This is a genomic window from Haloglycomyces albus DSM 45210 (assembly GCF_000527155.1).
GTDB classification, from domain to species: Bacteria; Actinomycetota; Actinomycetes; order Mycobacteriales; family Micromonosporaceae; genus Haloglycomyces; species Haloglycomyces albus.
In genome coordinates this window covers 1,478,212-1,503,272 of sequence record NZ_AZUQ01000001.1, presented here as the reverse complement: position 1 = coordinate 1,503,272, position 25,061 = coordinate 1,478,212, and the positions used below count along the sequence as shown (strand labels likewise).

Genomic DNA, 25,061 nt, shown 5'->3' with positions numbered 1-25,061 from the left:
AAGCCCGCCTGAGCTTCGCTCAGGCGGGCTTTTTTCATGGCTTGGTCGTGTTTAGACACCGACCGTTTGCGTGCGACGCATGGTCAAGACGTACTCGACCAGTTTGATCAGAACCTGTTTCGTGGATTCCCTGTTGCGCGCGTCGGTGTACATGATCGGGACGTCCGACGACACCTGAAGGGCGTCACGAATATCTTCAAGATCGTGCAGTTGCTTGCCGTCAAAGCAGTTCACGGCCACCACATAGGGCAATTTGCGGTGTTCGAAGAAGTCGACGACCGAGAAGCAGTCGGCCAATCGGCGAGTGTCGACCAGTACCACCGCACCGATGGCACCGCGTACCAATTCGTCCCACATGAACCAGAACCGGTTCTGTCCGGGAGTACCGAACAGATACAGAATCAGTTCGGAGTCGATGGTGATACGCCCAAAGTCCATCGCAACGGTCGTGGTGCCCTTGTCCGGCACGAGGTTGTTGTTGTCAACCCCTTCTGACGCTGACGTCATAATGGCCTCGGTGGTCAGTGGGGTGATCTCGGAGACCGACCCGACAAGGGTCGTCTTACCGACACCGAACCCGCCGGCGACCACGATCTTGGCACTGGTGACGCGAGCATTATTCGCGGGAGCGTTCATTAAGTTCTAAAGCCTCCTGAGTCCAGAGAGCACGCGCTCAAGAAGGTCGGTACCGACGGTATCGTCGGAAGTGTCGTCAGAGATAGCAGTCGGTTCGTGCACTGCCAACAGGCCGTTTGCGGCCATATCGGCGACGAGCACGCGGGCAACACCGATGGGCACTTCCATCCGGGCGGCGATTTCGGCGAGCGACTGCAAACCTCCCCCACATAGGTGAGCGATCGCTTGCTGTTCTCTTCCACCCAGAAATTCACCGGAACGACCACGCATGGTCGTTTCGATCAGCGCTTCCAGAGCGATTTCAAGTTGCGGTCGTGTTCGGCCGCGAGTCACCGCATAAGGCCGCACGAGCGAGCCAGTCGGCTCCTCTCCACCACCGAAGACCATGTTTACCTCCAACCGCTGCCTCACGGATTCCCGCTTTAAGAGGGCTCCAATGGGACGCGCAGTCCGTTGATTTTGAAAAAAACCTATTAACGTGTTAGCTAATTTGTATCAAACGTGTGCGTTTGACCCTCGAGCTGGTCCCGACACTGCGACCTGAGAGTAATCGATCAACGCCGGTTGGGCGTCAATGCCTGTCCGACACGGTCGACCAGGAGGGCCATTTCATAACCCACCTGACCTACGTCGCAATTCTTGGATGCCAGCACAGCGAAGGACGAACCGTCGCTAATGGACATCAAGAAGAGGAAGCCGTGATCCATCTCCACGACCGTCTGAAGTACCGAACCGCCTTCGAAGCACCGTGACGCACCTTGAGTGAGTGACACCAAACCTGATGTCACAGCGGACAATTGGTCGGCTCGGTCCCGGGGTAGGTCACGAGACGAGGCCAACAGGAGTCCGTCCGCCGACACGGCCACGGCGTGCGCGACGCCAGGGACGCGCTCAGCGAAGCCGGCCAGCAGCCACCCCAAGTCCTGGGGAGTCGTTCCAGCAGTACTCATGTATTAGTCGCTCCTTAATTGGGACCTAGTTGTCACTGCCTCGGCCACGCTGAACCCCTCGGTGATAGGCGCTCAGCAAGCCCCGGATGCCTTCGGGGTTTCGTTTCTGGGCACTGACAGTCTCTTGTGGTTCGGTAACGCCACCCGGCAACAGCTTGGCGCCGGGACGACGCTTGGGCAATCCGTTCGCGGTGGTATCCGTTTCCTCACTACCCAAGGCGGAATCGACGCGTTCCCACGCGCTGTCAGCTGCCGTCCGCCAAGAATAAGCGGATTCCTCACCGTTTGTCGAGTCCGCAGGTGAAGAACTTCCCAGCCGACGACGGTACGCATCCTCTTGCGCCCCTTGGGGTTCACTCGCGGATTCCGCAGCCGGAGTAGTTCCGCTCGTCGCCGCGGCCGATTCCGGTGAACCGGTCTGACTTCCGGCGTCAGCACTCCGTTGCTCTGACATAGTGTTCCCATCCGAGGTTGAAATCGAAGCGTCGCTTTCGACTGTATCGGAAGGAGTCACCGAGCCGGAACCCCCGGGAACGGACTCGGGCTCACCCTTGGGGGCGGCGTCCGTCGCCGGTTGCGGTGGCGGAGTGGTGGCCTTGAACCAGGCCGACTCCGCCTCCCGGTAGATCGGGAGCTCGGTGGTTTCGTCCAAGGCGGAAATGCGGCCCGAGTTCTCCTGAGGCTGAGCCGTACCACCGGTGTTGGCGGTATCCATCCACGACGGCGGCTCCGGTTGCGGAGCCGCTTCCAGCTGGATCTTCGGCAGCGCCACGTTCTCCGAGTGAACGATCTCCCCGGTGACTTCCATGGGACGCTGTTCCTCCGCCGGAGTGGGCTCCGAGAAGCCACCGGGACGGAACATCAATCCGCCGTCCCCGGCCGGCTGAGGCGGTGGCGCCGGTTCACGCTGCGACGGAATCGACGGCGCGGAACCGTTCAGCGGATCGGCCTGGCCGTTCGGCATCGGCGGCGACATGGGCGCCGGCTGCGACGTACCGAACATGCCCTCCGGGCTGTCGGGAATCGACGGAATATTGGCCGTGTTGTCGGCGGGACGACGGTTCAACTTCGGCTCGGTCAGGACCGACTCGGGCAGAATGATTTCGGCGATGATGCCGCGTTCCGCCCCGGCGTGCAGTTCGGCCCGAATACCGTGACGCTGCGCCAGTCGCGCCACCACGACCAGACCCATCATGCGGGAGGTCGTAATGTCCACCGAGCTGGTGTCGTGCGACAGCTGCTCGTTGATCTCGTTGATCTGTGCGTCCGACATTCCGATACCGCTGTCGATAATGCGGATACGGATGCCGTCGCCGGGTTCGGGATGGTTGACCTTCAACTGCACGGCCTCGGACAGGACGCCCGATTCCGGCGGCGAGAAGGAGGTCGCGTTATCCATCAACTCGGCGACCAGGTGAACCACGTCGTTGACCGCTGCCGGTTTGACGTCGCGGTCGGTCTGAATCTGACCGAACTCGATGCGAGTGTAGTGCTCGACCTCGGACTGAGCGGCCTGCAGAATGTCGCCGACCTGAGCCGGGTGGCGTTCCTGACGCGACGAGTCCGCACCGGCCAGAACCAGCAGGTTCTCGTCGTTACGCCTCATTCGGGTCGCCAAGTGGTCGAGCTTGAACAGCTCGGACAGGCGGTCCGGGTCTTCCTCACCGCGTTCCAATTCGTCCAGGTGCCCGATCAGACGGTCGACCAGACCCTGCGAACGCCGCGCCAGGTTGACGAACATGGTCGCGACGTTGGCACGCAGCGCCGACTGTTCGGCGGAAATTCGGATCGCCTCGGTGTGGACGATGTTAAAGGCCTGCGCCACGTTACCGATCTCGTCGCGCTGGTCGATCTCGATCGCCTTGCCGGCGTCGGCGGCGACTTCATCGGGAGTGCGCGATCCCAGAGCGTCTTGATCACGCATCTCCGCCACCGCGCGCGGCAGGCTAACGTGGGCCACGTCCAGCGCACCTTCACGCAGACGCTTCAGCCCGTTGGCCATGTTGCGGGCGATGACCAGGGCAACCAGCGTCGCCACGATCAGGGCCACCAGAATAACGATGGTTTCCAGCAACAACTGGAAGATCTGAGCTTCACGTTCACTTTGCGCGTCCGACAACGTCTCCGTACTGACCTCGTCGATGAATCCGGCGCCACCCTCGAGAAGGGCGTCGTACGAGGCCAATAGTTCGGCCGAGACGTCCAAGGGAGTGTCGGAGTTGGCGGCCTTGGTCTCGTCCTCGAATTCGGTGGCCAGCTGGACCTCATTGGTTTCCAATCCGCCACTGCCGAAGTAGAACGACTGCTGTTCGTCACGGTTGGACAGACTCTGGAAGTCCTCTTGCGCCTTTTCACGTTGATTGGCGCGGAAGGCGAAGTCACGGGCGCGACCGTTGTTGAAGAACGTCTTACCGTTTCCGACGCTGACGGCGATGGCGCGTTCTTCCTCGGTCTGTTCCAGAAGTTCGGTCACGGCGGCCATAACCTGGAATTGACGGGCGATTTCCGGGTCGGTCACGACACGGGCGGAAACGTCGGTGATCGTCACCAGCGATCCGATCATGTTCTGATATACACGCGACGTCGAGGCGATCGATGAAGTCTCGGGGTCTTCCAAAGCATTGTCACGAATGCGTTTCAAGCTCTCGCGCGTATCGGCGACCAGAGTGATACGGCGGTCGATCTCGTCGTTGTCGAGGGGCAGATTCTGTCCGGCCTGGACGAAGTCGTCGAAGGATTCGTCTGAGGCGGCCATCAGTTTCCGCATCGACTCTTCGGTGTAGTCGTCCGGGTCGAGACCTTCGACGTAGTCGGAGTCACGGCGCAGGAAGGTGACGAGTTCAGAACGTTCACGCTGGAGGTTGAAACGAAGTTCAGCGGTAATGTCGTTGAATTCCACCAGGTTGACCATGTCGTCGGCATCGAAGGCCCGATCGGTCAGATCATAGAGACGGAGCGATGCGACCGCGAGCAGGACGATCAATGGGATCAGGAGGATCAGACCCAGTTTGGACCTGATTCTCATATCCGAGATACGCGGGAAGCCCAACGCTCCTCGCTTCACCGCTGAAGCCTTACGACTTGAGCTGCGTTTACTCACCTTTGCTGCCTCCTGGGCGGTCATCTTCAATTGAGCAGTCCATACGCTGTAGCGGCCCACCGCGCATAGACGCTGTTGGACCGTCCGCGATTCGGGCCCAGGCGTGAATCACCGGGCACCGAATGAGCCGTATTCGTCTTTGCTCGACGCGGGCGTGCTCATGGGCTACTGAAAGGGGCACTGGATCTGACGAAGTGCCGGTCCTCTGCTGACGGCAGAGCGCGGGGCCACCGGTTCGCCGAGCAGGTGTCCTCTGGGTCCGCCCCAAGAGCCTCGGCATGTCGGTCTCGGCCCGTACCCGGCCATCGGCCACGACGGTTCCTTTCCTGCCACATTCGAGGCACCTGGATCGAATCCAGTTACTGTCCAGCGCGAACGCCGCTGCGTCGCGCTTCAAGTCCTGCTACCCGGTCATGAGAGACAAGTCCGTTCGGCACCGCTAGGTGCGGTCGTACGACATTGATCCTTGATCGGATAGCGGTGAACCCTGCTAATTCCAGCATGACGAACGTTCAATGATTTCACCAGGGGCGTCCATTAGTTCGGTTCTTCTCTCATAAACGTACAGACGAAGCAATTATTTCAGGACAAAACCCCATATTTCGGACATCAGAATACTTGTTATTCAACCGTTTTCAGAAAAATTCAATCTGAATGTTGGAGTGTTAATATCATCCAATCAGGCGCTTGCATGGATAGCTATGAATACCCACTGTCGGAGGGTTATATTTCGATTCCATACCATCTTCGTTACCATTCCACAACGGACGTAGCCTGGACCACCCCGGAGAGACGCAGGTCATGGCCGTTACCCAGTCGTTCGGGAGCCTCACTCGCGAACGCCGCCGTAGCCATGATGTCCCCTCATGTCGCAAAGCGGCAACAAACCGAACCCGACCTCGGCACAGAATGGAAATTACTAGCCGGTAACATGTACTGTTAGGGCGTGTTTAACGGGCCCGAGCCAGGGCGACATTCCAGGATGCCTCTGGCCCGCAGGGCGACGGGAGGACGCCGCCACTTAGGGTTTAAGACGGCGTGTCCATGAACGCGACCGAGACCGATCAGGTGCTGGAGCGTAACCGCGAAGCGCAACGCGCGACGACGGGACGCACCCAGCGGCCACCTGACCTATCAAGCACCGCAGAACGCACCTAGGGAGGACGCCAATGGGAGCCGTCCAGATAGTTACGGCGATCATCGCCTTCGCCTATACCGGCGTGGCGATCTGGCTGTTCGCGCGCGCCTGTGTCAGCATGCTTGCCACCATCAGGCTGGGCAAGAAAGATGACAGCCGCAGCGGCAAGCTCAACGGCACCGGTAAACAACGGTTGACCACGCTCATCCGAGAAACCCTCGGACACACCCGCATGCTGCAATGGACGCTGGTCGGGATTGCGCACTGGGTGGTCTTCATCGGGTTCTTCTCGCTGTTCCCCATCCTTGTCACCGCTTACCTGGAAGTACTCAACCCCGAATGGTCACTTCCCTTCATCGGCCACTGGGGCCCGTGGATGCTGGCCACCGAGTTCATCGCACTGATCACCGGGCTGGGCATTATCACGCTGTTCAGCATTCGCATGCTGAACCAGCCCAAGGCCAAGTCCGTACCGCCGGAAGGCGAGGCCAGCCCGGACGGACAGCGCAAGAGCTCCTCGCGCTTTGAGAACTCGACCCAGTGGCAGGCCTTTTACGTCGAAGGGACCATCTTCGGCATCGCGGCGGCCTTCTTCGTCATCCGATCCATGGAGTTCGCCGCCGGTGCCACCGAGAAGACGTGGGCATCGCCGATTTCGGCAGGACTGTCCAACTTGTACGGCGGTATCTCGACCGATGCCGCATTGCTGGCCATCACTCTGGCGGCCGGAATCAAGATCATCATCTCCTGGACGTTCTTCCTCATCATCGGTCTCAACCAGACGATGGGGATCGGTTGGCACCGCATTACCGCGTTCTTCAACATCTACTTCAAACGCAACGCCGACGGTTCCGTCGCACTCGGGCCCGCCAAGCCCATGCTCATCGACGGCAAGCCCGCCGACTTCGAGACGGCCGACCCCGAGACCGATCCCTTCGGCGTCGGCACGATCGACGACTTCAGCTGGAAGGGTCTGCTGGACTTCTCCACCTGTACCGAGTGTGGTCGCTGCCAGTCGCAGTGCCCGGCCTGGAACACCGGTAAGCCGCTCTCGCCCAAGAAACTGGTGACCGACCTGCGGGACCACCTCTACAACGAGGCACCTTATTTGAAGGCGGCCTCGGCCAACGGAGAGTCCCACGAGGGCATCAACATCATCGGCGACGTCATCGATCCCGACGTGCTGTGGTCGTGCACGATGTGCGGGGCGTGTGTGGAGCAGTGTCCGGTGGACATCGAACACGTCGACACCATTCTCGACCTGCGTCGCTTCCAGACGATGATGGAATCGGACTTCCCCGAACAGGCGCAGACGATGATGCGCAACCTGGAGAACAAGGGCAACCCCTGGGGTGAGAACCCGAACAAGCGCCTCGAATGGGCCAAGGACCTCGACTTCGAGGTGCCCATGGCCGACGAGGGCGGCGACTGGGAGTACCTCTACTGGGTCGGCTGTGCCGGTGCCTTTGATCCCAAGGCGCAGAAGACCGCCCGTGCGGTCGCCACGCTCCTGCACACCGCCGGGGTCAAGTTCGCCGTGCTCGGTGAGGCCGAGACCTGCACCGGTGATTCGGCCCGTCGCATCGGACACGAGTTCATGTACCAGATGATGGCCGAGCAGAACATCGAGACGCTCAACGAAGTCGGCGTCACCAAGGTCATCGCCACCTGTCCACACTGCCTCAACACCATCGGCAACGAGTACGAGGAGCTGGGCGGCCACTACGAGGTCGTCCACCACACCCAACTGTTGTCGCAGCTGGTCGACGAGGGCAAGATCCAGCCGATGGAGCAGAAGGGCGTCACCTGGCACGACCCCTGCTACCTGGGTCGACACAACCGCGTCTTCACGCCTCCGCGTGAGCTCATCGGTGAGGGTCTGACCGAAATGCCACGGTCGGGCACCGAATCGTTCTGCTGTGGCGCCGGTGGTGGCCGCATGTGGCTGGAAGAGCCGATCGGTAAACGCGTCAACCGCGAGCGCGCCGACGAGGCCATCGGTACGGGAGCGGAGACCGTCGCGGTCGGTTGTCCGTTCTGTTCGACGATGCTGCGTGACGGTGTCGCCGATGCCGGTAAGGAGGACGATGTCGAAGTGGTCGACGTCGCTCAGCTGTTGGCGCGTCAGAACGGCGCGGGCTGACCGCTGACGTGGAGGGGTGAGCCGGAGGGCCGCTGACTCCACGCTGTGTACGTATGAGCCCGTCTCGGGATCGATCCTCGATCCCGAGACGGGCTCATTTTTGTGTTCATGGTCTCGTCCTCGCCGATCGCTCTCTCGAGGGCCGTCGGCGGCCTAGAATTCCTCTTGCATGAGGATTGTCGATCGAGGTCAAGGACATGTTTCGCAGCTTCAGGGAAAACGTTGTCTCCCTTAACCAAAGGTGGCAGGGACGGCATCAGGCCGGTGCCGTGCGGTCCGACGGGCCTCCGCCGCCGTCGCGCGATCTGATCGACTTCCTGCGCGCCATCGCGGTCCTGCTGTCGTCCAGCGGAGATTCCACCACCAAGGCGACCGAGGAGCTGCGGTCGATCGCTCGGGCCTACGGGGCGTCGGAGGTCGACGTGTTCGTGCTTCCCACCGGGGCGTTCGTGCGTATTCAGGATCCGGACGGGACGACGTCTACGGACTTCGCGGCGGCGTCGAGCACTCCCCTGCGTCTGGATCAGATCTCCGAGCTGTACCACTTGATGCGGGAGGCGTATGAGACGCGCCTGGATCCGAAGGAGGGTCTGCGTCGCATCAAGCAGATCGAGCTGAGCAACCGGCGTTTCAGCACGCCGGTGGCCGTCCTGGGGGTGGTGTTGCTGTCGGTGGGTCTGGGTTTGACGCGGACGCCGCCGTCGATCGTGGTGTTCACCTATGCCTTCCTCGGATTGATCGTAGGTCTGCTGTGGCTGGTGGCCGAGCGTCTGCGCATCCTGTCTTTGGCGCTTCCGGTGGTGGCGGGAACTCTGGTCACGGTCTTGGCGTTCAGCCTGCCGGCATCGTTGACCGGCGGCGACCCGGTCCGTCTGTTGATTCCGCCGTTGATCATCTTCCTGCCCGGGGCGGCGTTGACGATCGGCACGATCGAGTTGGCGACCGGTTCGATCGTGGCGGGTTCGGCGCGGATGATGTACGCGTTCAACATGCTGTTTCTGTTGGCGTTCGGGATCTTCATCGGATACCAGCTGATGCGGACGGGAACGGGGGTGCCGTCCAACGACGCGCTGGGCGGCTGGGCCGCTTGGCTGGGCGTGGCGATCACGGGGGTGGGTTTCTATCTGTTCCTGTCGGCTCCGCGTGGTTCGCTGTTCTGGGTGATGGTGGTGCTGTACGGGGTGTGGATGGCGATGTTCGTCGGCCAGATCCTCGCGTCCCCGCTGTTGGGGGCCTTCTGCGCCGGGCTCGTGCTGCCGCTGTTGTCGTTTTCGATCGAGAATCAGGAGAACGGTACTCCCGCTCAGGTGACGTTCTTTCCCGCGTTCTGGCTGATCGTTCCCGGTTCGCTGGGTCTGGCGGGTGTGGCGGAGTTCGTTTCGGGCACCGGAATCAGCTCGGGTATCGCCGACATCATCACCGCTCTGCTGACGGTCATGTCGATCGCGCTGGGGGTCCTGGTGGGTTCGAGTCTGACGCAGACGCGTCTCGGAGTGGTGCTGTCGTTCGAGCACGCCTTGCCGTCACTGCGATGGTTGAACGGACGGCATTCGACGGACGAGGAGCCCGCAAGCACGGTGTCGGGCGAGCGACGGGGCTTACGGCCCGCCGTTGTCCGTCTCGGGTACGAAGAAGTCCCGCATGAGTGCGGCGGCTTCGTCGGGCAGGACTCCGCCGTAGACTTCGGGGCGATGGTTGAGCCGCTCGTCGCGCGGTAGGTCCCAGAGCGAACCGACCGCTCCGGTCTTGGGTTCCCACGCGGCGAACACGATCTGTCCGATACGGGCGTTCACGGCCGCGCCCGCGCACATGGCGCAGGGTTCGATCGTGACCACGAGTGTGCATCGTTCCAACCGCCAACCGTCCCCGTGGCGGGTGGCGGCCTGCCGCAGGGCGAGTATTTCGGCGTGCGCGGTGGGGTCGCCCAGTGCTTCCCGTTGATTGTGTGCGGCGGCCAGTTCTCGACCGTCGGGGTCGTAGACGACCGCTCCGATCGGGATGTCCGGACCGGCCCGTGCCGCCACCTCTAGAGCCCGACGCATCCAGCTCCGGTGCGTCTGTCGACGGCTGGGCGAGAGGCGATCCATCGTGATCCGGTCCTAGGCGCCCTGTGCCGTTTCCAGAACCTCGGCGAATCCCGCCATTTCGGATATTTCGGCCATGACGTCCGAGGGCATCAGGCCTTCCTTGGCGCACAGCGCCAAGAGGGTGCTTCCGGTGACTCCCAGATCGGACAGCAGGTCGGACTCTCCGACCGGCTCGGCGTCGAGCTCGGTGGGTTTGGAATTGATATCGTCCTCGTCCTCGGTGTCGATATCGTCGTCCTCGGGCTCCAATTCACCCAAAAGTGCCGCGCCCAGGCGTGAGCCGTTGGCGTATTCACTGTCGGAGCCGAATACCCGGAGGCCGTCCCCTTCGTCGAGGCGAATGACGGTCAAGTACTCGTCGTCGGCGTCAACGAACAGCAGCCCGACATCGGCGTCCTGGTAGGTCTCTCGCAGGACGTCCGCGGCATCTTCCACGTCGCTGACATCGTCAAGGTCCACTTCAGTGGCTTCCCAGTCGTCGCCGGTCTGAGCGACGGCAACAGCGAAGTACGACACTTCCCCTCCTCAGGTTGGTGGTAGGTACGCTCCGCCCCACCACAGCACGCCACGACGGATTCTTCCAAACCCCCGCCGATCGACGCATTGTGCGGCGCCGGAGCTCACCATGAAAACATGGACGGCTCTACTTCCGTAGTTTCCCGGTCGATTCTTTTTCAGTGTGGCACTGGACGTGCCGGGGCCACTGAGAAACCCGCCAAACCCCGCGAGGGGCATGGACGCTCACGGCCCGACCCGGATGTTCCCGGTCCGGTCGTACTGGGATTCTCAACGGAACCCGATGATTCCAGATGAAACGTCACAGGGACACCCGCGACGCACACGGCTCTACTTGGACAGTCCAATGTTAGGACCTCTCCCAAGCAGGACACTGCAGTGCCGGCTTGAAAGCGGCGGATGAACCATGAGCTCCGGCAACCGTGCCGACGAAGCCCCCGTCATGGCCGCATTGCCCTCCAGGCAGCGGCAACGTCGGCGACTACGCTGAACCCACCGATCCACACCGGAACAAAGTCCTGTGGCCGAGCTTCATTATGCGGCACGATCCCGGCGTGGGCAATGGCCGGTTACCGATTCCGGGGACGTGTTCCGCGTCCTAAAGCACAGCCATGGCCAAGTCGACCGCCGCTGCGGCGAGGGCGATCGCGGCGGCGGTGGCCGCTACGGCCGCAGTGCCGACCCCCGCGCCTCGAATACCGTAGCGCGTCAGAATCATCGCCACGCCCCCGAGAACACAACTGGCGGTAAAGGTCACCAAAGTCAGCGGAGCGTTACCGTACGCTGCCATGATGACTACGGCGAGCACCAGGCCCGAGATCGCCGCCGCTCCGATGATCGACCCCGCCGTCACCGGGTGCGGCTCTCTCCAATAAGGGCGTCCCTCCGCCGTCAACGGACGGCCGCCCTCGTCCTCATACGCCATAGGGCCTCCGAACCGCCCCCGGCTGAATCTGAGAGGCGTGCACCGGAATCGGCATCAAATCCGGGGACGTGCGTGCCACACGATGGACTTGTTGATTGGGGAAGGTGATGTGGTACGCGGTGCCGTCCCACACAGTGCGGGGCATCGTGGGATCGCGCAGGAAGAACCACTGCCGCAGCTGATCCATTTCCCGCAGCTGCACGCTCAACGCCTCGGACGTCGTTCCGAACCGGACCCCCTCGGAGATGTCATCGGCCAGACGGTGGAACCGAGCCATGGCCCGCTCACCATCGGGACCGCCGAGCCTCCGGGCCCAGGCGCGCGAGCGCGACCGGTTTCCGTACCCCGCGACGGCGGCGGCCTCGGGTGGGGCGATATGCCCGCTGGAGACGAAGGGCTGCAGATCGTGATACGTCTGTCGCGCGATGCTCGCTCGGGCCCGGAGTGCATAGCCGAGCAGCCCAGTGAACAGGGGCATGAGAAGGGCGACGTACAGGATCATGAACAGCGCCGGCTGACCGTGTTCGGCCCCGAAGACGGCCGACCAGTTCCACAGGGCGTGCAGTCCCATGGCCACAGGCAGGCAGGAGAAGGCCCACAGCAGTTTCACTCCGGTGCTTTTCCCGATCGCGAGGACGAAACCGAAGGCGATGACGCAGGTGAAGAGGGGGTGGGCGAACATGGTGAGGATTCCGCGTACCACCACCAGCACGGTCACGTTCGCCACTCCGTCTCCGTACAGTTCGACTCCCGATTGGTAGGCCCCCGACGCGTAGAGGACGTTTTCCACCACCGCGAATCCGGCGGCGGAGAGTCCGGCGAAGACGAGCGCGTCGAGTCCGGTCCGGAGGTGGTTGGCGGCGAAGATCAGTATCGCCAGTGGGGCGAGGAACTTGGTGAGTTCTTCGATGACGGGAGCGGAGATGACGGCCGCCCAATTGGTGCTCACGTCCGCATCGTGGAGAAGCTTGGCCACGTAGGTGTTGACGCCGACCGAGATGCCGGTGGCGACCGTGGCACCCCAGGCGAAGGCGAACGCCAGCGGTTTCCATCCGTAGTGGCGGTGGCGTCCGATCCAGAGGAATGAGCCGACCAGCAGCGGTGCGGGGAGAAAGGCGGCGAGCACGCCCGCGCCGACCGCAATGGTGTCATTGCTGGCGAGAATGACCCAGGCAATCGCGCTGCCGCCGCTCAGGAAGGCCACGAGGCTGATCAGCCAGTACACCACCCGGCGGTTCCGGGTGTAATAGCCGCGCGGATCGACGGGAGGTCGGTGCGCGATGCCGCCAGGAGGTCGAGGAACCGTTACCGGAGGCAAAACGGCCTGGTTGGCTCCTTGGGGGCGCGCCGCAGTGGGGTCGTCTGTCACCTTATCGTTCCTTCTAGTCGCGTCCATTCCAGCCTAATACCAAGCCACTCGCCGTGACGACCGTGTGGGGTTTTTCCGGTTTGACACACATGTTGTACAGGACGTTAGCAAACGACACCCGTATGAATCGTGGAAATACGGCATGGAATATACTGCCGCCCATAAGTGAACAATCCAGGCAATCGACAATCTTCTCCTGGGGCCCTAGGACACTCGGCTTCGGGAGGCCCACGTCCCCGCCGGATGCCCATCACACGCACACCCGAACGTAAGGAATGACATGGAACGTCTGACCCGCAAGGCCCGCATTGTCGATACCTTCCTGTCTCCCATCGCCTCCGCCCGGAAAGATCCCGACAAGGCCCTGCGACTGTGGGAAGACACCGCCAACGAGATGGCCGAGCAGGCCGGTGTCGAACCGTCCGCGAGCGACCGCGCCTACCTCGCCGACTACGGTTACCTCCTGCGGCAGTTCTGCCAACAACCCGATTTCCGCGCACTCGGCTGGCTGGGACAGTTCGAAGACGCCAAATCACGCTGGGACAATCGCCTGCGCGTCTCCCGTCTACTGCGCGAGCGCCCCGAAATTGCCGCCGAACCCATTGAACGGCCCGTCTTCGTGGTGGGCCTGCCGCGCACGGCGACTTCCCTGACACACCGAATCCTGGCGCGCTCCGCCCGACACCGTGGGCCGCTGATGTGGGAAATGAAGTACACCGATCTGACCGTCGACGAGAAAACCGAGCGAAACCGCATCCAAAAGGTCGCCAAAGACCTGTCCATGCTCCCGAAGTTCTCCCCCGCGTTCGACGTCATTCACCCCGTCCGCGCGGAACTTCCCGACGAGACGATCATGATTCTGCCGCACACCTGGGCACACCTGTGCGTGGCCACGATGCCGGAATACTGGCGCTGGCTACGCGATCGCGACATGACCGACGACCTGACCTACCTGAAGCAGTCCCTGCAGGTCCTACAGCACGGACGGCAACGGAAACGCTGGATCATGAAGTATCCAGGGCATTTGGCTCACCTCGATACGATCATGAAGGTCTTCCCCGACGCGCAGATCGTCTGGACTCACCGCGAACCGGAAACGGTCATGGGATCGATGTGTTCGCTGGCCGAAACGGCCCACGGCATCCACGTCAAGGACATCGACCGGGAACGGATCGGGGAACTGTGGCTCGAGATCCTCACCCACGACGTGGAACAAGGCCGCAAGGCCCGACACAATCTACCTCCCCGATCGATCATCGACCTCCCCTACCACCGCTTGATGGCCGACCCCTACACCATGGTTCCCGACCTCTACGACCGCATCAACGCACAGTGGACCGAAAGCGACACCGCTCTACTGGAAGAAGAACTGAACCGCCCCAAGAAGATGCGCCGCCACGAATACCAACTGTCCGACTACGGCCTCACCACCGAACACGTTTCGGAAGCGTTCGGAGACTATAACCGACTTGTCCAGTCCATGAACCAAGGCGGTTTGTAGGTGGGTGACCGCTGGGGGCTGCTGAGGCACTACGCCTTCGCGCTGCGGGGGCCTCTCACGACCTGAAGGTCGCTACGAGTCCTCCTCGCACGAATTCGCAGCACCTCAGCAGCCCCCAGCTCCTTTCCAGCTCTACCGCCGCTGCACACGCGCCTACGGCGCGATGTTGGCGGCTCGCCGGTTGCGTAAGGGTTTGCGGGACATCGAGTCTTGCTGTGAAAGCACAGGCAGCTCTATCACTTCTGCGCTGCACTCGAAGCTCGCCGGCTTCGGCAGGGAAGTACGTGGTGGTCAAGTTCTTCCTGAAGGTACAGCCGGCTCACTGATTAAGCCGCCGGAAAGGTCACCCCGAACTCGACATCACATAGGCCGTTACCAAACCTAGAAGCCGAAATTTCTGAACGCCCAACAAGGTAGAAGAGCTAACCGCACTTCCAAGACAACCTGATCGCTGCAGAAACGTAAGTGCGGCAGCAGCGAAGCTGCCTGTGTGTTATCAATAGAGCTCCACCGACCAGCCCTCCCCACGGACAACGCAACCGGCGAGCCGCGGCCGACGCGCGAAGCGCGAGATCAGCGGCGGTAGAGCTGGAGAAGAGCTCAGGTTGTTCCAGGTGCTGCAGATTTGCGCGCGGAGGACTCGCAGCGGCCTCATGGCCGCAAGAGGCCCCCACAGCGTAAATATGGAGTGCCTGGGGCAAGCTGAGCGGTCACCCACCCACCAAAGAGCGGTCACCCACCCACCAAAGAGCGGTCACCCACCCACCAAAGAGCGGTCACCCACCCACCCACCAACCAACCAACCAACCAACCAACCAACCAACCAACCAAAGATTATACTTCGGGACTCTTGTTGCGAATGATGAAGTGGTCGGTGGTGCCGGTGACCGACAGCAAGCGCCGCAGGAATTCTCCCACCCCGGTCAAGATCAGAACCGCCCGCGCCTTGGCGGCCGCGCGGTTGAGCACCACCAACGTCCCCAACCCCGTGGAGTCGCAGAAGGTGACCCCTTCCAGGTCCAGAACGATACGTTGCGGATGACGGGCCAGCGCGGATTCGACTTCGGCGGTCAAAACGTCCTTGGTCTGCAGATCGATTTCGCCGTTGACCGCCACAACCGTTTCCTTCTCGTCGTGGACGACCATTTTGGTGTTAAGTCTTTGCTGGTCCACTGCGCTTACCTACTCTCGCACTTCACGCTACGGCCATTGGTCAGGCCGTCGCTGAGAGGGGATGGTCTCCGACGTTGTCCGAACTCGTAAGACGGTTTCGGGGCTCACCGACCGGGCGTCTTTGCCTCACCGGCCGCTACGCCCAATCCCGTTCCCGGCTTATCCGGTCTGCCAACCAGACCCCTACTGGAAGGGTATCAGTCCGGCGATACCTGCACGATTTTGGAGAGTTCGTCAACATCAACACTCGGATGCTCATTCTTCAGCTTATTCACCCGAGTGCCCGCCTGATGCAGCTTGTCCAACAATTCCTGTTGTCGTTGTTCCAACTTGAGGAAATGCTCGTGCACCTCCCGCAATTCCTCCCCGCGCTTCCACAGGTCGATGAACACCTTGACCTTCGTACGCAACATCCAGGGGTCGAACGGCTTGGTAATGTAGTCGACCGCACCGACGGAGTAACCCCGCATCTCCAGGTGGCTGTCGCGGTCGGCGGCGGTCAGAAATATGATCGGAGTATGGCGAGTGCGCTCGCGCTGTTTGATGTGGCGAGCGGTCTCGAATCCGTCCATCCCCGGCATTTGCGCGTCGAGCAGAATAGCGGCGAACTCTCCACGCAGCAGTTGCCGTAGCGCCTCCTCTCCGGAACGGGCGACCACGCACTCGACGGGAAGCCCCTGGAGGATCGCTTCCAACGCGACAAGGTTTTCATTGCGATCGTCTACCAATAGAACGCGGGCGGTGCTCATTTATCCCCTTCACTTGGGTCTTCAGTTGTATCGTCCGGCTGTTCGTTTTGACGTTCCAGAGGGGCAAACTGGTTCATGGTATCGAACAGTTGGTCCAGATCCACAGGCTTGGTCAGATAACCGTCCGCGCCTGCCTCCCTGGCTTTCTCGTGGTACTCGGTGTGGGCTTGGGCGGAGAGGAAGATGATGGGGATCTCGGCGTATTCGGGCATGGCACGCAGAGTCCGGGTGGTTTCGTTTCCGTCCATCACCGGCATCATGGAGTCCATGAGGATCATGGACGTACCCGGGTATTCCCGCAGTTCCTCGATTCCGTTGCGCCCGTTGTCGGCGTGGTGCACGATCAGACCGTGACGCTCCAGAGCGGCAGTGAGGGCGAAGACGTTGCGGATGTCGTCGTCGACGATCAGCAGTTCCATGCCCTCCAGATTGTGCTGCACCGTGGTATCGGTCTCGGTGAGGATATCGGTGGTGACGGCGTTGGTGGGCAGGGCCTCGTTGTCGTCGCCCGCCGTAATGGCCGGTCGCTGGGAGATTCCCGGCACCAGAAGGGTGAAGGTCGATCCCGCTTCACTGGTGTGTTCGATGTAGACCGCACCGCCCAGCATCTCACTCAGCGAGCTGGAAATCGACAGGCCCAGTCCGGTTCCGCCGAACTGTTTCCCGGAACCGGTCGCCGCCTGCCGGAACGGCTCAAAGATGGAATTGTGCTTGTCCTCCGGCACCCCGATTCCGGTGTCGTGGACTCGGAAGGCGTACACGTGCTCGGCGTTGGCGAGTGACTCCACGCCCGGTTGCGGGTTGTGCTCCAGACGCGACACCTCGAGGCTCACCGAGCCTTCGGCGGTGAACTTGACGGCATTGGCCAAGAGGTTACGCAGCACCTGCTGCAACTTCTGGCCGTCGGTGGTCAAGTACCGGGGCAGTCGTGGATCGAGCGACAGACCGAAATCGAGTCCCTTGTCCTCCACCTGAGGACGGAAGGTCGCTTCCAAGTCGTTGAAGATGTCGCTGAGGTTCACCTCGTGCAGCGACACGTCCATGCGGCCGGCCTCGATCTTGGACAGGTCCAGGATGTCGTCGATCAGCGACAGGAGATCGCTGCCCGCGTTGTAAATCGTGGTGGCGAAGTTGATCTGCTGTTCGTTGAGGTTGTTGTCCGGGTTCTCCGCCAACAGACGTGCCAACAGCAGTAGCGAGTTCAGTGGAGTACGAAGTTCGTGGCTGACGTTGGCGAGGAACTCCGTCTTGTATCGCGACGCACGTTCCAGCTGGTCGGCAGTGGCCTCGATGTCGCGCCGCGCCGCTTCGACCTCGCGGTTCTTGTCCTCCACCGTCCGGTTCTGTTTGGCCAGCAGTTTGGTCTGCTGTTCCAGGTCGGCGTTGGTCGTCTGCAGTTGTTCGGCCGTCTGCTGCAACTCCTGCGCCATGCGTTGCGATTCCTTCAGCAGCAACTCGGTACGGATATTGCCGTGAATGGTCGTCAGCGCCACGCCGATGTTGGAGGCGAGGTTGTCGAGGAAACGCCGATGCAGTGAAGAGAACTCGTTGAACGAGGCCATCTCGATGACGCCGCGCACCTTGTCGTTGAATTGGACCGGCAGAATCACCAGGCTCTTGGGCGGGGCCGAACCGAGGCTGGAACTGATGTCCATATAGCCTTCGGGAATGTCGTTGAGCAGGATGGTGCGTTTGGACGCGGCCGCCTGCCCGACGAGCCCCTCGTTTTGATAGATCGTCTGGCGAGCGCGCGGCTCGTCGCGTCCGTACACCGCCGCCAGCCGGTAGACGACGTCGCCTTCCACGTCTTCGTCGCGTACGTAGAAGCTGGACGTCTGCGCTTCGATCAGCGGGGTGACCGTCTCGAGGATCATGGCGGTGACGTGCTCGATGTTGCGGTGTCCCTGCAGTTGTCCGGATACCTGCGCGAGGTTCGAGTTCAACCAGTCGGCGTCGGCGTTCTCGGCGGTCTTCTGCCGCAGGGCTTGAATCATCTGGTTGATCGAGTCGGTCAGGTCGGCGACCTCACCGGCGGCGGGGAAGTCGATCGATTGGGTCAGGTCTCCACGGGCCACCGCGTGCGCCACGTTGGCGATACCACGCAGCTGGGTTGTCAGAGTGGCCGCCAGGGAGTTGACGTTCTCGGTCAGGGCCAGCCAGGTTCCCGACGCCCCGGTGACCTTGGCTTGACCACCGAGGTTTCCTTCCACACCGACTTCCTTGGCCACACGGATGACCTCGTCGGCGAAGCCGGACAGTTGGTTCACCATCTTGTTGACGGTGTTCTTCAACGCCAGGATCTCGCCCTGTGCGTCGACGGTGATTTGGCCGGTCAGGTCTCCGGCGGCGACGGCCGTCGTCACCGAGGAGATGTTACGTACCTGTGCGGTCAGGTTGGAGGCCATGGAGTTCACATTGTCGGTCAGGTCCTTCCAGATACCCGACACCCCGGGCACGTTCGCCTGACCACCGAGTTTTCCTTCCGTGCCGACCTCGCGAGCCACACGCGTGACTTCGAAGGCGAATTGGGACAGCTGCCCGGCCATGGAGTTGAGCGTGTTCTTCAGTTCGAGGATCTCGCCTTGCGCATCCACGGTGATCTGCCCGGACAGGTCACCGGCGGCGACCGTGGAGGCGAAGTCGGAGATGTTTCGCACCTGCGCGGTCAGATTCGACGCCATACCATTGACGTTTTCAGTCAGGTCCTTCCAGATACCCGACACTCCGGGCACGTTTGCCTGACCACCGAGTTTACCGTCGGTACCGACTTCCTTGGCCACACGGGTCACTTCGTCGGCGAACTTGTCGAGCTGGTTGACCATGGAGTTCAGCGTGTTCTTCAACCGCAGCATCTCACCTTGTGCGTCGACAGTGATCTGCTGGTCCAGGTCACCCTTGGCCACCGCCGTGGCGAAGTCGGAAATGTTTCGCACCTGCGCGGTCAGATTCGACGCCATCAAATTGACGTTCTCGGTCAGGTCCTTCCAGATACCCGACACGCCTTTGACATTGGCCTGTCCGCCCAGCTTCCCTTGGCTACCGACTTCACGGGCCACACGCGTGACCTCGTCGGCGAACGAGGACAGCTGGTCGACCATGATGTTGACGGTGTTCTTCACACCCAGGATCTCACCGGAGGCGTCGACGGTGATCTTCTGACTGAAGTCTCCCTGAGCGACCGCCTCGGTCACCTTGGCGATGTTACGGACCTGGTCGGTCAGGTTGCGTGCCAGCTGGTTCACGTTCTCGGTCAAATCGCGCCACGTACCCGACACTCCGAATACCTGCGCTTGACCGCCCAGCTTCCCTTCCGTGCCGACTTCCTTGGCCACACGCGTGACCTCGGCGGCGAAGTTGGAGAGCTGGTCGACCATGGTGTTGACCGTGTTCTTCAGCTCGAGGATCTCGCCTTGCGCGGCGACGGTGATCTTGCGGTTCAAATCCCCCGACGCCACCGCCGTGGCCACCGACGAGATATTACGTACCTGAGTGGTCAGGTTGGAGGCCATGGAGTTCACATTGTCGGTCAGGTCCTTCCACGTACCCGCCACGCCCGGCACGTCGGCTTGACCGCCCAGGCGGCCTTCCGTTCCGACTTCGCGTGCCACACGCGTGACCTCACCGGCGAAGATTCGCAGCGTCTCGGTGAGGGAGTTGATCGTCTCGGCCAGCTGAGCCACCTCGCCTCGAGCGGCGATATTGATACGGCGGTTCAGATCACCCGCCGCGATCGACTGGGTCACCGTTGAAATCGAACGCACCTGATCGGTCAGGTTCGACGCCATGGTGTTGACCGACTCGGTCAGCTGCTGCCAGACTCCGGAGGCCCCCACGACCTCGGCTTGACCGCCCAGCTTTCCTTCCGTACCGACCTCTCGGGCCACACGCGTAACCTCGTCGGCGAAGTTCCCCAGGAAGCCGACCATGCCGTTGACCGTCTCACCCAGGTGCCGGAATTCGCCGCGCAGTTCCTGCCCGTTGTAGTTCAACGACGCCACTCGGCTGAGATCGCCTTCGGCGACCGCCTGGATGACGCGCGACAGTTCCCACGTCGGACGCACCAACTGATCGATAAGCTCATTGAGATATTCCTCTGTCAGCTTCCAGTCGCCGTCGAGGTGCTCGATGTCGAGACGAGACGTCCAGCGCCCGTCACGCCCCACCACGCGGCTGATCAGCTGAATATCACGCTTCTGCCGATCCACCTGCTCGATGACCGCGTTGAACCGGTCGATGACCTCACCTTCCGCGCCTTCCCGGCGGGGAAGTCGAATACTGAAATCGCCCTTCTCCATTTGGGCGAGCGCACCCGCCAGGCTCTCCAGGACGTCTTCATGCTGCGACGTCGAGGTCGTGGTTGGTTCTGTCATCCGGTACTCCTACGTACAACAGTGGGGGTTATGTGGTTAGGTGACCGCTGGATTCTCCCAGGCCCGTCCGCACGATCGGTGAAGCGTTGGCTTTCCGGTCCACGCGAATGACTTCGTGCCTGCGAAACGTCGCGTCCGGTTGTCAATCCTTCGTAACCGGGCCGTTCGCGCACCCTCCCGTGTTAGCACAATATGAATGCCCCTAGAAACACGTCTGGACTTCCTAGGGTGTCATACTTTGCCCTTCATTGAAAAGCCTGGTAACGGTGAGATGTCTAGGTGGTCACCGGAGTATGCATTTCGAACATACCGCGAATTTGTCACAACTCACAGCGACGCCGTTGTGCCTGTATATCGTAGGGCCGGGACAAACAGTGCCCCCGCCTCAGCGGCGGAGGTTGCCGTGGCTATTACACTTGAAGCGTGACCAGGGAAACCACCCGACGTATACATTTGCCGGCGGACGACCGTTCTCCGGCCTCCGCCCGTGCCCTCGTCCGCGAAGTCCTGACCGAAACGGGGTATCTCGATCTGCTGGACGAGGCCCTGCTGCTGACGACGGAGTTGACCACCAACGGCGTCGTGCACGCACGCACGGATGTGGGGATCGCGGTGACCGCCGAGGAAAGCGCGGTCACGGTGACGGTCACCGATTATCGCATGGGCGGCGTCGCGACCGATGATCCGACCCTGCCCGACATCACCGCCGAAGGCGGCCGGGGGCTGCTGTTGGTGGATCGTTTCGCCTCCGCATGGGGCACCACCCATGACAAGGCCGGCAAGTCGATTTGGTTCCGCTTGGAGACCGACGCGGCACCCCAGGCACCCGAGGTACCGGTCACCCAGGCTCCGGAGGTCAGTACCCTCGACCCCGCCCAGCTGGCGGCCCTGTTCACCATAGATCCCCATACTCAGCGGTTTCTGAACCTGGAACAGACGCTCGAGGAACTGTGCCAGCGACTCGCCGAAGTCACCCGCGCGACGTCGATCGACGTCACCGTCACCTCGTTCAACGGCCCGAAGTCGCGGACTCTCGTCTCCATCGGACGTCCGTCGGGCGAAGCGGTGACTCATCCCCTGCCGTTGACTCCGCCCGGCGAAGGCTCGATTCAGCTCACCGGAATCGACTCCACCGCGGTGACGGCGGCACTGGTGAGTCTGGCGGCGGAACGATGCGCCCTGGCGATTGAAATCGACAATCTACGGGAGCAGGAGCGCCAGGGTTCCGGGTGGCTGACCTTCCTCGCCGGTTCCAGTGAACTGTTGGCGCATTCCTTGGACGACAAGCTCACCACCGCGCTCATTCCGCAACTGTTCGTGCCGCGCCTCGGGCAGTGGGCGGCGCTGTATTCGGTGACCGCCGCCGGAGAACTCACCCTCTCCACGGCCCACCACGCGGAGGAAACCCAGATCGAAGAACTGGAGACTCGTCTGCGAGCGGCCGCTCCCGATTTCGCCGAGTCCTTGCAGCGCACGAATTTCACCGGATTGGAGCTGCCCACCCCACGCGGGTTCGGCGGCACGGTCATTCCCCTGACCGCACGGCTCAAACCACTCGGCGTTCTCGCGGTGGGAAACACTCTCGACGGACCACATACGTCCGTGGAGCGCGAGATCATCACCGACCTCGCCAAACGCTCCAGCCTTGCGTTGGAGAACGCCCGGGTGTTGAGCGAGCGCACCCGCATCGCCCACGACCTGCAAGCGGACTTGATGCCGCGTACGCTGCCGTCACTGGACGGGGTGTCCTTCGCCGCCGAGTATCTGCCCGCCGCCGCCTTCGGCACTGAAGTCGGAGGAGACTTCTACGACGCCATGCCCTTGGCCGACAATCGTTTGTGGGTCGCCATCGGCGACGTCTGCGGGAAGGGCGCGCAAGCGGCGGCGCTGACCGGGGTCGTACGGGACGTCTTGCGGGTGATGGCTCAGGACGGCTCACCACTACCGCACGCGCTGCAGCTGCTCAACAACACACTGCTGGACAAGCAGGACGACAATCGCTATGCCACTCTTGCCAGCGCGTTCGCCCAACGTAACGGACCGACGTTGCAGGCGACGGTATCGCTGTCGGGCCACGACCACCCGTTGCTCCTGCGCGCCGACGGTTCCTATGAGTGGATCGGTACCGCGGGGACCGCGATCGGTCTACTCCCTGACGTCAAGGTCAAACCCGTGGACGTGGACCTGGAACCGGGAGACGCGATCATTCTCTACACCGACGGGGTCACCGAACGGCGGCACGACCGTGAGATGTTCGGCGGCGACGGCATTGTCTCAACCGTCAAGGGTGTCGCGGGTCGACCGGCCGCCGACATTGCCGCCACCCTGCTTGAGGCGGTCAAGGACTATTCCACCGAAGCACCGCGCGACGACATCGCCATTCTGGTGATCCGCTGCGACGGAGAGAACCCGGCGGTGGGCTCATGAGCGTAGCCGGAGCGTCCCCGCGCACCAAACGCCTGATCGGAGTCGTCGCCGCCGCGTGGGGCGTCCTGCTGGTCGTGGTCATGTTTCTGTCGGACAACGACACCGTCCGCGAACAGGTCAGTATCGACGAGGCCGAACAGGACGGCGCGGAACTCCGTGAGGCGGTGGAGGATTCGCTGCTCCCGTATGTGGCCGAGGTGCAACGCCTGGACGGTATGGACACCGAAATCGACGGTTCGGTCGATTCGGGGAACCACGTTCTCTACTGGTATCCGGCACATCGCGAGTCGTGCGACATCACTCCCGTGCGTTCGGGTGAGGAACTGGTGTGGGAGTTCGTGGCCTATCCCGAGGACGCCGAACAGGCGTTTACCGACACCGGAGACGCCCTGGAAGACGGTTTCGCCGCCGAATCGGAGGCCACCGACACGTACTGGGGCGGCCGAACGGATCGGTACCTCAGGGTGCGAATGAATCTGCACGAGTCAAGTGGAGAGGACATGGCGAGCGTGACGGGGCGCGTCAACACCGAATGCCGCCCGGAATAGGGTCGAACGTCGGGAACGTCGCACACACCGCCGTATCAGCGGTAGTGCGGAGGTACGGCAATCCGGAGGATGAACGACCTCGACGTGGCCAGGTCTAAACGGCCAGAACGGTCTAACCGACCCACCCCCGGAGGTCGACCTTGGTGCAACAGCACCCGACGCAATACCTCACCGAGGAAATTCCATAAGATCTATCGAGTAAGTTCGCGGAACGGGTTGTCCCGCAACCACTCCAATACGCCATTCCCGACGTCGTCCTCGTACTCCTCTTCCTGGAACACCAGATGCAGCACATCAGACAACTGCTCGTCGGTCATGTAGAAACTCTCGATCGCCTCGGCGACTTCCGGGAAATCGCCACTGAAACCATCGCGAGCCAGGTTATGGATCTTCTGAGGTTCCCCGAGGGCTCCCTCGGGATCATCCAAGTCTTTGAGATCGTAGGCACCATACGCCCAGTGCGGCTTCCACAGCGACACCACGATCGGTTCTTCCTGACCGATCGCAGTACTCAGACTCTTCAGCGTCTTGTTCATTGAGGAGTAAACTTGTTCGAAGTCGTCTAGATCGTAGGTCGAAATGACCTCATCGGTGGCGGTGGCGAGACCGGAATTGTACTCGTTTCCGTTGATCTCACCATCGAAAAGATCGGCATGGTCCGCCAAGTCCTCAATACTGTCGACCTCCTTGACGTACTTGGGCACCGCCAAAGCGAACTCCACAGTGTCGTACCAAACGCCCAGGTCTTCCACTTCGTCGCCGTACCTGTCCATATCATTGCCATGGGTACGAGGCAGTGTGCCGTTGAGATAAAGATCAAAGTTGTTGGTCGTCAGACCTGAGAAGACGGCTGGAAAGGTGGTCGGTTTCAGTTCAACGTCGTATCCGGCATCTTCAAGAGCCATCTTCCACATATGGCTGACGACGACGTTTTCGTCCCATTCGGCCAGGTAGCCGATCGTAATGCCACCGGTCCCGTCGGGAACGTTAAAGCCGGCGTCGGCGTACTCGTCAATACCGCCGTCGGTCTCGTCGTCGATGTCTTCTTCGTCGTCGAAATCGCCGGACTCGGATTCATCGCTCGACGGCGCGGAGATTTCGGCGCCGTCGTCATCGTCACCAAGGTAAAAATACGCCCCGATGCCAATGCCGGTGAACAGCACCAGCGCCGCGACGGCGGCAATAGCGGCGACAGCGGCGTAGTTCCTTCGCGGCGGACCAGGCGGATGGCCGGGGTAACCGTGTCCGGGACCCTGGTATGGAGGATTGTTGCCGGGCGGGGGATACGTCATCGATCAGTCCTCATCTTCGAAGAATGCCCATACAGCCAAACGGATTCCCTACCCATCATGCCCGTTATGCGGCGTCACACTCAAGCCCCCAAACATCCGTTACCTTTCACGACTTCAAAGAGGCAGCTGGAACTACC

Annotated in this window: 17 protein-coding genes; 5 read left to right on the top strand and 12 right to left on the bottom strand. The window is 61.8% G+C overall.

Annotation, left to right across the window (positions count from 1 at the left end):
• Positions 1-51: 51 nt before the first annotated feature.
• The 4 genes from HALAL_RS0107015 to HALAL_RS0107000 form a co-directional block, all read right to left on the bottom strand.
• Positions 52-636, bottom strand: coding sequence for a GTP-binding protein (locus HALAL_RS0107015; RefSeq protein WP_025273319.1), 585 nt, complete (start codon positions 634-636; stop codon positions 52-54).
• Between the two features lie 6 nt (positions 637-642).
• Positions 643-1,023, bottom strand: coding sequence for a DUF742 domain-containing protein (locus tag HALAL_RS0107010; protein ID WP_025273318.1), 381 nt, complete (start codon positions 1,021-1,023; stop codon positions 643-645).
• A 167-nt stretch (positions 1,024-1,190) separates the two neighbouring features.
• Positions 1,191-1,586: a roadblock/LC7 domain-containing protein gene (locus HALAL_RS0107005; protein ID WP_029767530.1), complete on the bottom strand. Its 396-nt coding sequence runs from the start codon at positions 1,584-1,586 to the stop codon at positions 1,191-1,193.
• Between the two features lie 25 nt (positions 1,587-1,611).
• Positions 1,612-4,686, bottom strand: coding sequence for a sensor histidine kinase (locus tag HALAL_RS0107000; RefSeq protein WP_169732413.1), 3,075 nt, complete (start codon positions 4,684-4,686; stop codon positions 1,612-1,614).
• A 1,169-nt stretch (positions 4,687-5,855) separates the two neighbouring features.
• Here HALAL_RS0107000 and HALAL_RS0106990 point away from each other — a divergent pair.
• Positions 5,856-7,967 (top strand): (Fe-S)-binding protein, encoded by a 2,112-nt coding sequence (locus HALAL_RS0106990; protein ID WP_025273316.1) that lies wholly within the window; start codon positions 5,856-5,858, stop codon positions 7,965-7,967.
• A gap of 197 nt (positions 7,968-8,164) precedes the next feature.
• On the top strand, positions 8,165-9,685 hold the full coding sequence (locus tag HALAL_RS0106985) for a threonine/serine exporter family protein (RefSeq protein WP_156937648.1): 1,521 nt from the start codon (positions 8,165-8,167) through the stop codon (positions 9,683-9,685).
• Here the strand turns inward: HALAL_RS0106985 and HALAL_RS18065 are convergent.
• The 4 genes from HALAL_RS18065 to HALAL_RS0106965 form a co-directional block, all read right to left on the bottom strand.
• Positions 9,566-10,054, bottom strand: a complete 489-nt coding sequence (locus tag HALAL_RS18065) for a nucleoside deaminase (protein ID WP_025273314.1) — start codon at positions 10,052-10,054, stop codon at positions 9,566-9,568. The genes HALAL_RS0106985 and HALAL_RS18065 overlap by 120 nt on opposite strands.
• A 12-nt stretch (positions 10,055-10,066) precedes the next feature.
• Positions 10,067-10,570 carry a tRNA adenosine deaminase-associated protein gene (locus HALAL_RS0106975; protein ID WP_025273313.1) on the bottom strand — a complete coding sequence of 168 codons (504 nt, stop codon included), beginning with the start codon at positions 10,568-10,570 and terminating at the stop codon, positions 10,067-10,069.
• A gap of 598 nt (positions 10,571-11,168) precedes the next feature.
• The gene (locus HALAL_RS0106970; RefSeq protein ID WP_025273312.1) at positions 11,169-11,495 is read right to left on the bottom strand and encodes a hypothetical protein; all 327 of its coding nucleotides are present in this window, start codon (positions 11,493-11,495) and stop codon (positions 11,169-11,171) included.
• On the bottom strand, positions 11,485-12,864 hold the full coding sequence (locus tag HALAL_RS0106965; RefSeq protein WP_035534416.1) for a PrsW family intramembrane metalloprotease: 1,380 nt from the start codon (positions 12,862-12,864) through the stop codon (positions 11,485-11,487). The genes HALAL_RS0106970 and HALAL_RS0106965 overlap by 11 nt, the downstream gene beginning before the upstream one ends.
• A 280-nt stretch (positions 12,865-13,144) precedes the next feature.
• On the opposite strand from HALAL_RS0106965, the gene HALAL_RS0106960 reads away from it, so the two are divergent.
• The gene (locus HALAL_RS0106960) at positions 13,145-14,365 is read left to right on the top strand and encodes a sulfotransferase family protein (protein WP_025273310.1); all 1,221 of its coding nucleotides are present in this window, start codon (positions 13,145-13,147) and stop codon (positions 14,363-14,365) included.
• Positions 14,366-15,199: 834 nt separating this feature from the next.
• Here HALAL_RS0106960 and HALAL_RS0106955 read toward each other — a convergent pair.
• From HALAL_RS0106955 to HALAL_RS0106945, 3 genes are all read right to left on the bottom strand, one after another.
• The gene (locus HALAL_RS0106955; RefSeq protein ID WP_029767526.1) at positions 15,200-15,511 is read right to left on the bottom strand and encodes an anti-sigma factor antagonist; all 312 of its coding nucleotides are present in this window, start codon (positions 15,509-15,511) and stop codon (positions 15,200-15,202) included.
• A 224-nt stretch (positions 15,512-15,735) separates the two neighbouring features.
• On the bottom strand, positions 15,736-16,287 hold the full coding sequence (locus HALAL_RS0106950; protein WP_025273308.1) for a response regulator: 552 nt from the start codon (positions 16,285-16,287) through the stop codon (positions 15,736-15,738).
• Positions 16,284-20,657: a HAMP domain-containing protein gene (locus HALAL_RS0106945; protein WP_025273307.1), complete on the bottom strand. Its 4,374-nt coding sequence runs from the start codon at positions 20,655-20,657 to the stop codon at positions 16,284-16,286. Before HALAL_RS0106945 ends, HALAL_RS0106950 begins: the two co-directional genes overlap by 4 nt.
• Positions 20,658-21,080: 423 nt before the next feature.
• Between HALAL_RS0106945 and HALAL_RS0106940 the strand changes: the two genes are divergently transcribed.
• Both HALAL_RS0106940 and HALAL_RS0106935 read left to right on the top strand, forming a co-directional pair.
• Positions 21,081-23,084: a SpoIIE family protein phosphatase gene (locus tag HALAL_RS0106940; RefSeq protein WP_025273306.1), complete on the top strand. Its 2,004-nt coding sequence runs from the start codon at positions 21,081-21,083 to the stop codon at positions 23,082-23,084.
• Positions 23,081-23,632, top strand: coding sequence for a hypothetical protein (locus tag HALAL_RS0106935; protein WP_025273305.1), 552 nt, complete (start codon positions 23,081-23,083; stop codon positions 23,630-23,632). The genes HALAL_RS0106940 and HALAL_RS0106935 overlap by 4 nt, the downstream gene beginning before the upstream one ends.
• A gap of 191 nt (positions 23,633-23,823) precedes the next feature.
• On the opposite strand, the gene HALAL_RS16685 is transcribed toward HALAL_RS0106935, so the two are convergent.
• The gene (locus HALAL_RS16685) at positions 23,824-24,924 is read right to left on the bottom strand and encodes a glycine betaine ABC transporter substrate-binding protein (protein WP_025273304.1); all 1,101 of its coding nucleotides are present in this window, start codon (positions 24,922-24,924) and stop codon (positions 23,824-23,826) included.
• Positions 24,925-25,061: the final 137 nt, after the last annotated feature.

Coding starts and splice junctions, on each gene's coding strand:
- HALAL_RS0106970 (WP_025273312.1), bottom strand. CDS start 11,495: ATGGCGTATGAGGACGAGGGCGGCCGTCCGTTGACGGCGGAGGGACGC.
- HALAL_RS0106945 (WP_025273307.1), bottom strand. CDS start 20,657: ATGACAGAACCAACCACGACCTCGACGTCGCAGCATGAAGACGTCCTG.
- HALAL_RS0106955 (WP_029767526.1), bottom strand. CDS start 15,511: ATGGTCGTCCACGACGAGAAGGAAACGGTTGTGGCGGTCAACGGCGAA.
- HALAL_RS0106990 (WP_025273316.1), top strand. CDS start 5,856: ATGGGAGCCGTCCAGATAGTTACGGCGATCATCGCCTTCGCCTATACC.
- HALAL_RS0106935 (WP_025273305.1), top strand. CDS start 23,081: ATGAGCGTAGCCGGAGCGTCCCCGCGCACCAAACGCCTGATCGGAGTC.
- HALAL_RS0106985 (WP_156937648.1), top strand. CDS start 8,165: ATGTTTCGCAGCTTCAGGGAAAACGTTGTCTCCCTTAACCAAAGGTGG.
- HALAL_RS0106950 (WP_025273308.1), bottom strand. CDS start 16,287: ATGAGCACCGCCCGCGTTCTATTGGTAGACGATCGCAATGAAAACCTT.
- HALAL_RS0107015 (WP_025273319.1), bottom strand. CDS start 636: ATGAACGCTCCCGCGAATAATGCTCGCGTCACCAGTGCCAAGATCGTG.
- HALAL_RS0107005 (WP_029767530.1), bottom strand. CDS start 1,586: ATGAGTACTGCTGGAACGACTCCCCAGGACTTGGGGTGGCTGCTGGCC.
- HALAL_RS0107010 (WP_025273318.1), bottom strand. CDS start 1,023: ATGGTCTTCGGTGGTGGAGAGGAGCCGACTGGCTCGCTCGTGCGGCCT.
- HALAL_RS0106960 (WP_025273310.1), top strand. CDS start 13,145: ATGGAACGTCTGACCCGCAAGGCCCGCATTGTCGATACCTTCCTGTCT.
- HALAL_RS16685 (WP_025273304.1), bottom strand. CDS start 24,924: ATGACGTATCCCCCGCCCGGCAACAATCCTCCATACCAGGGTCCCGGA.
- HALAL_RS18065 (WP_025273314.1), bottom strand. CDS start 10,054: ATGGATCGCCTCTCGCCCAGCCGTCGACAGACGCACCGGAGCTGGATG.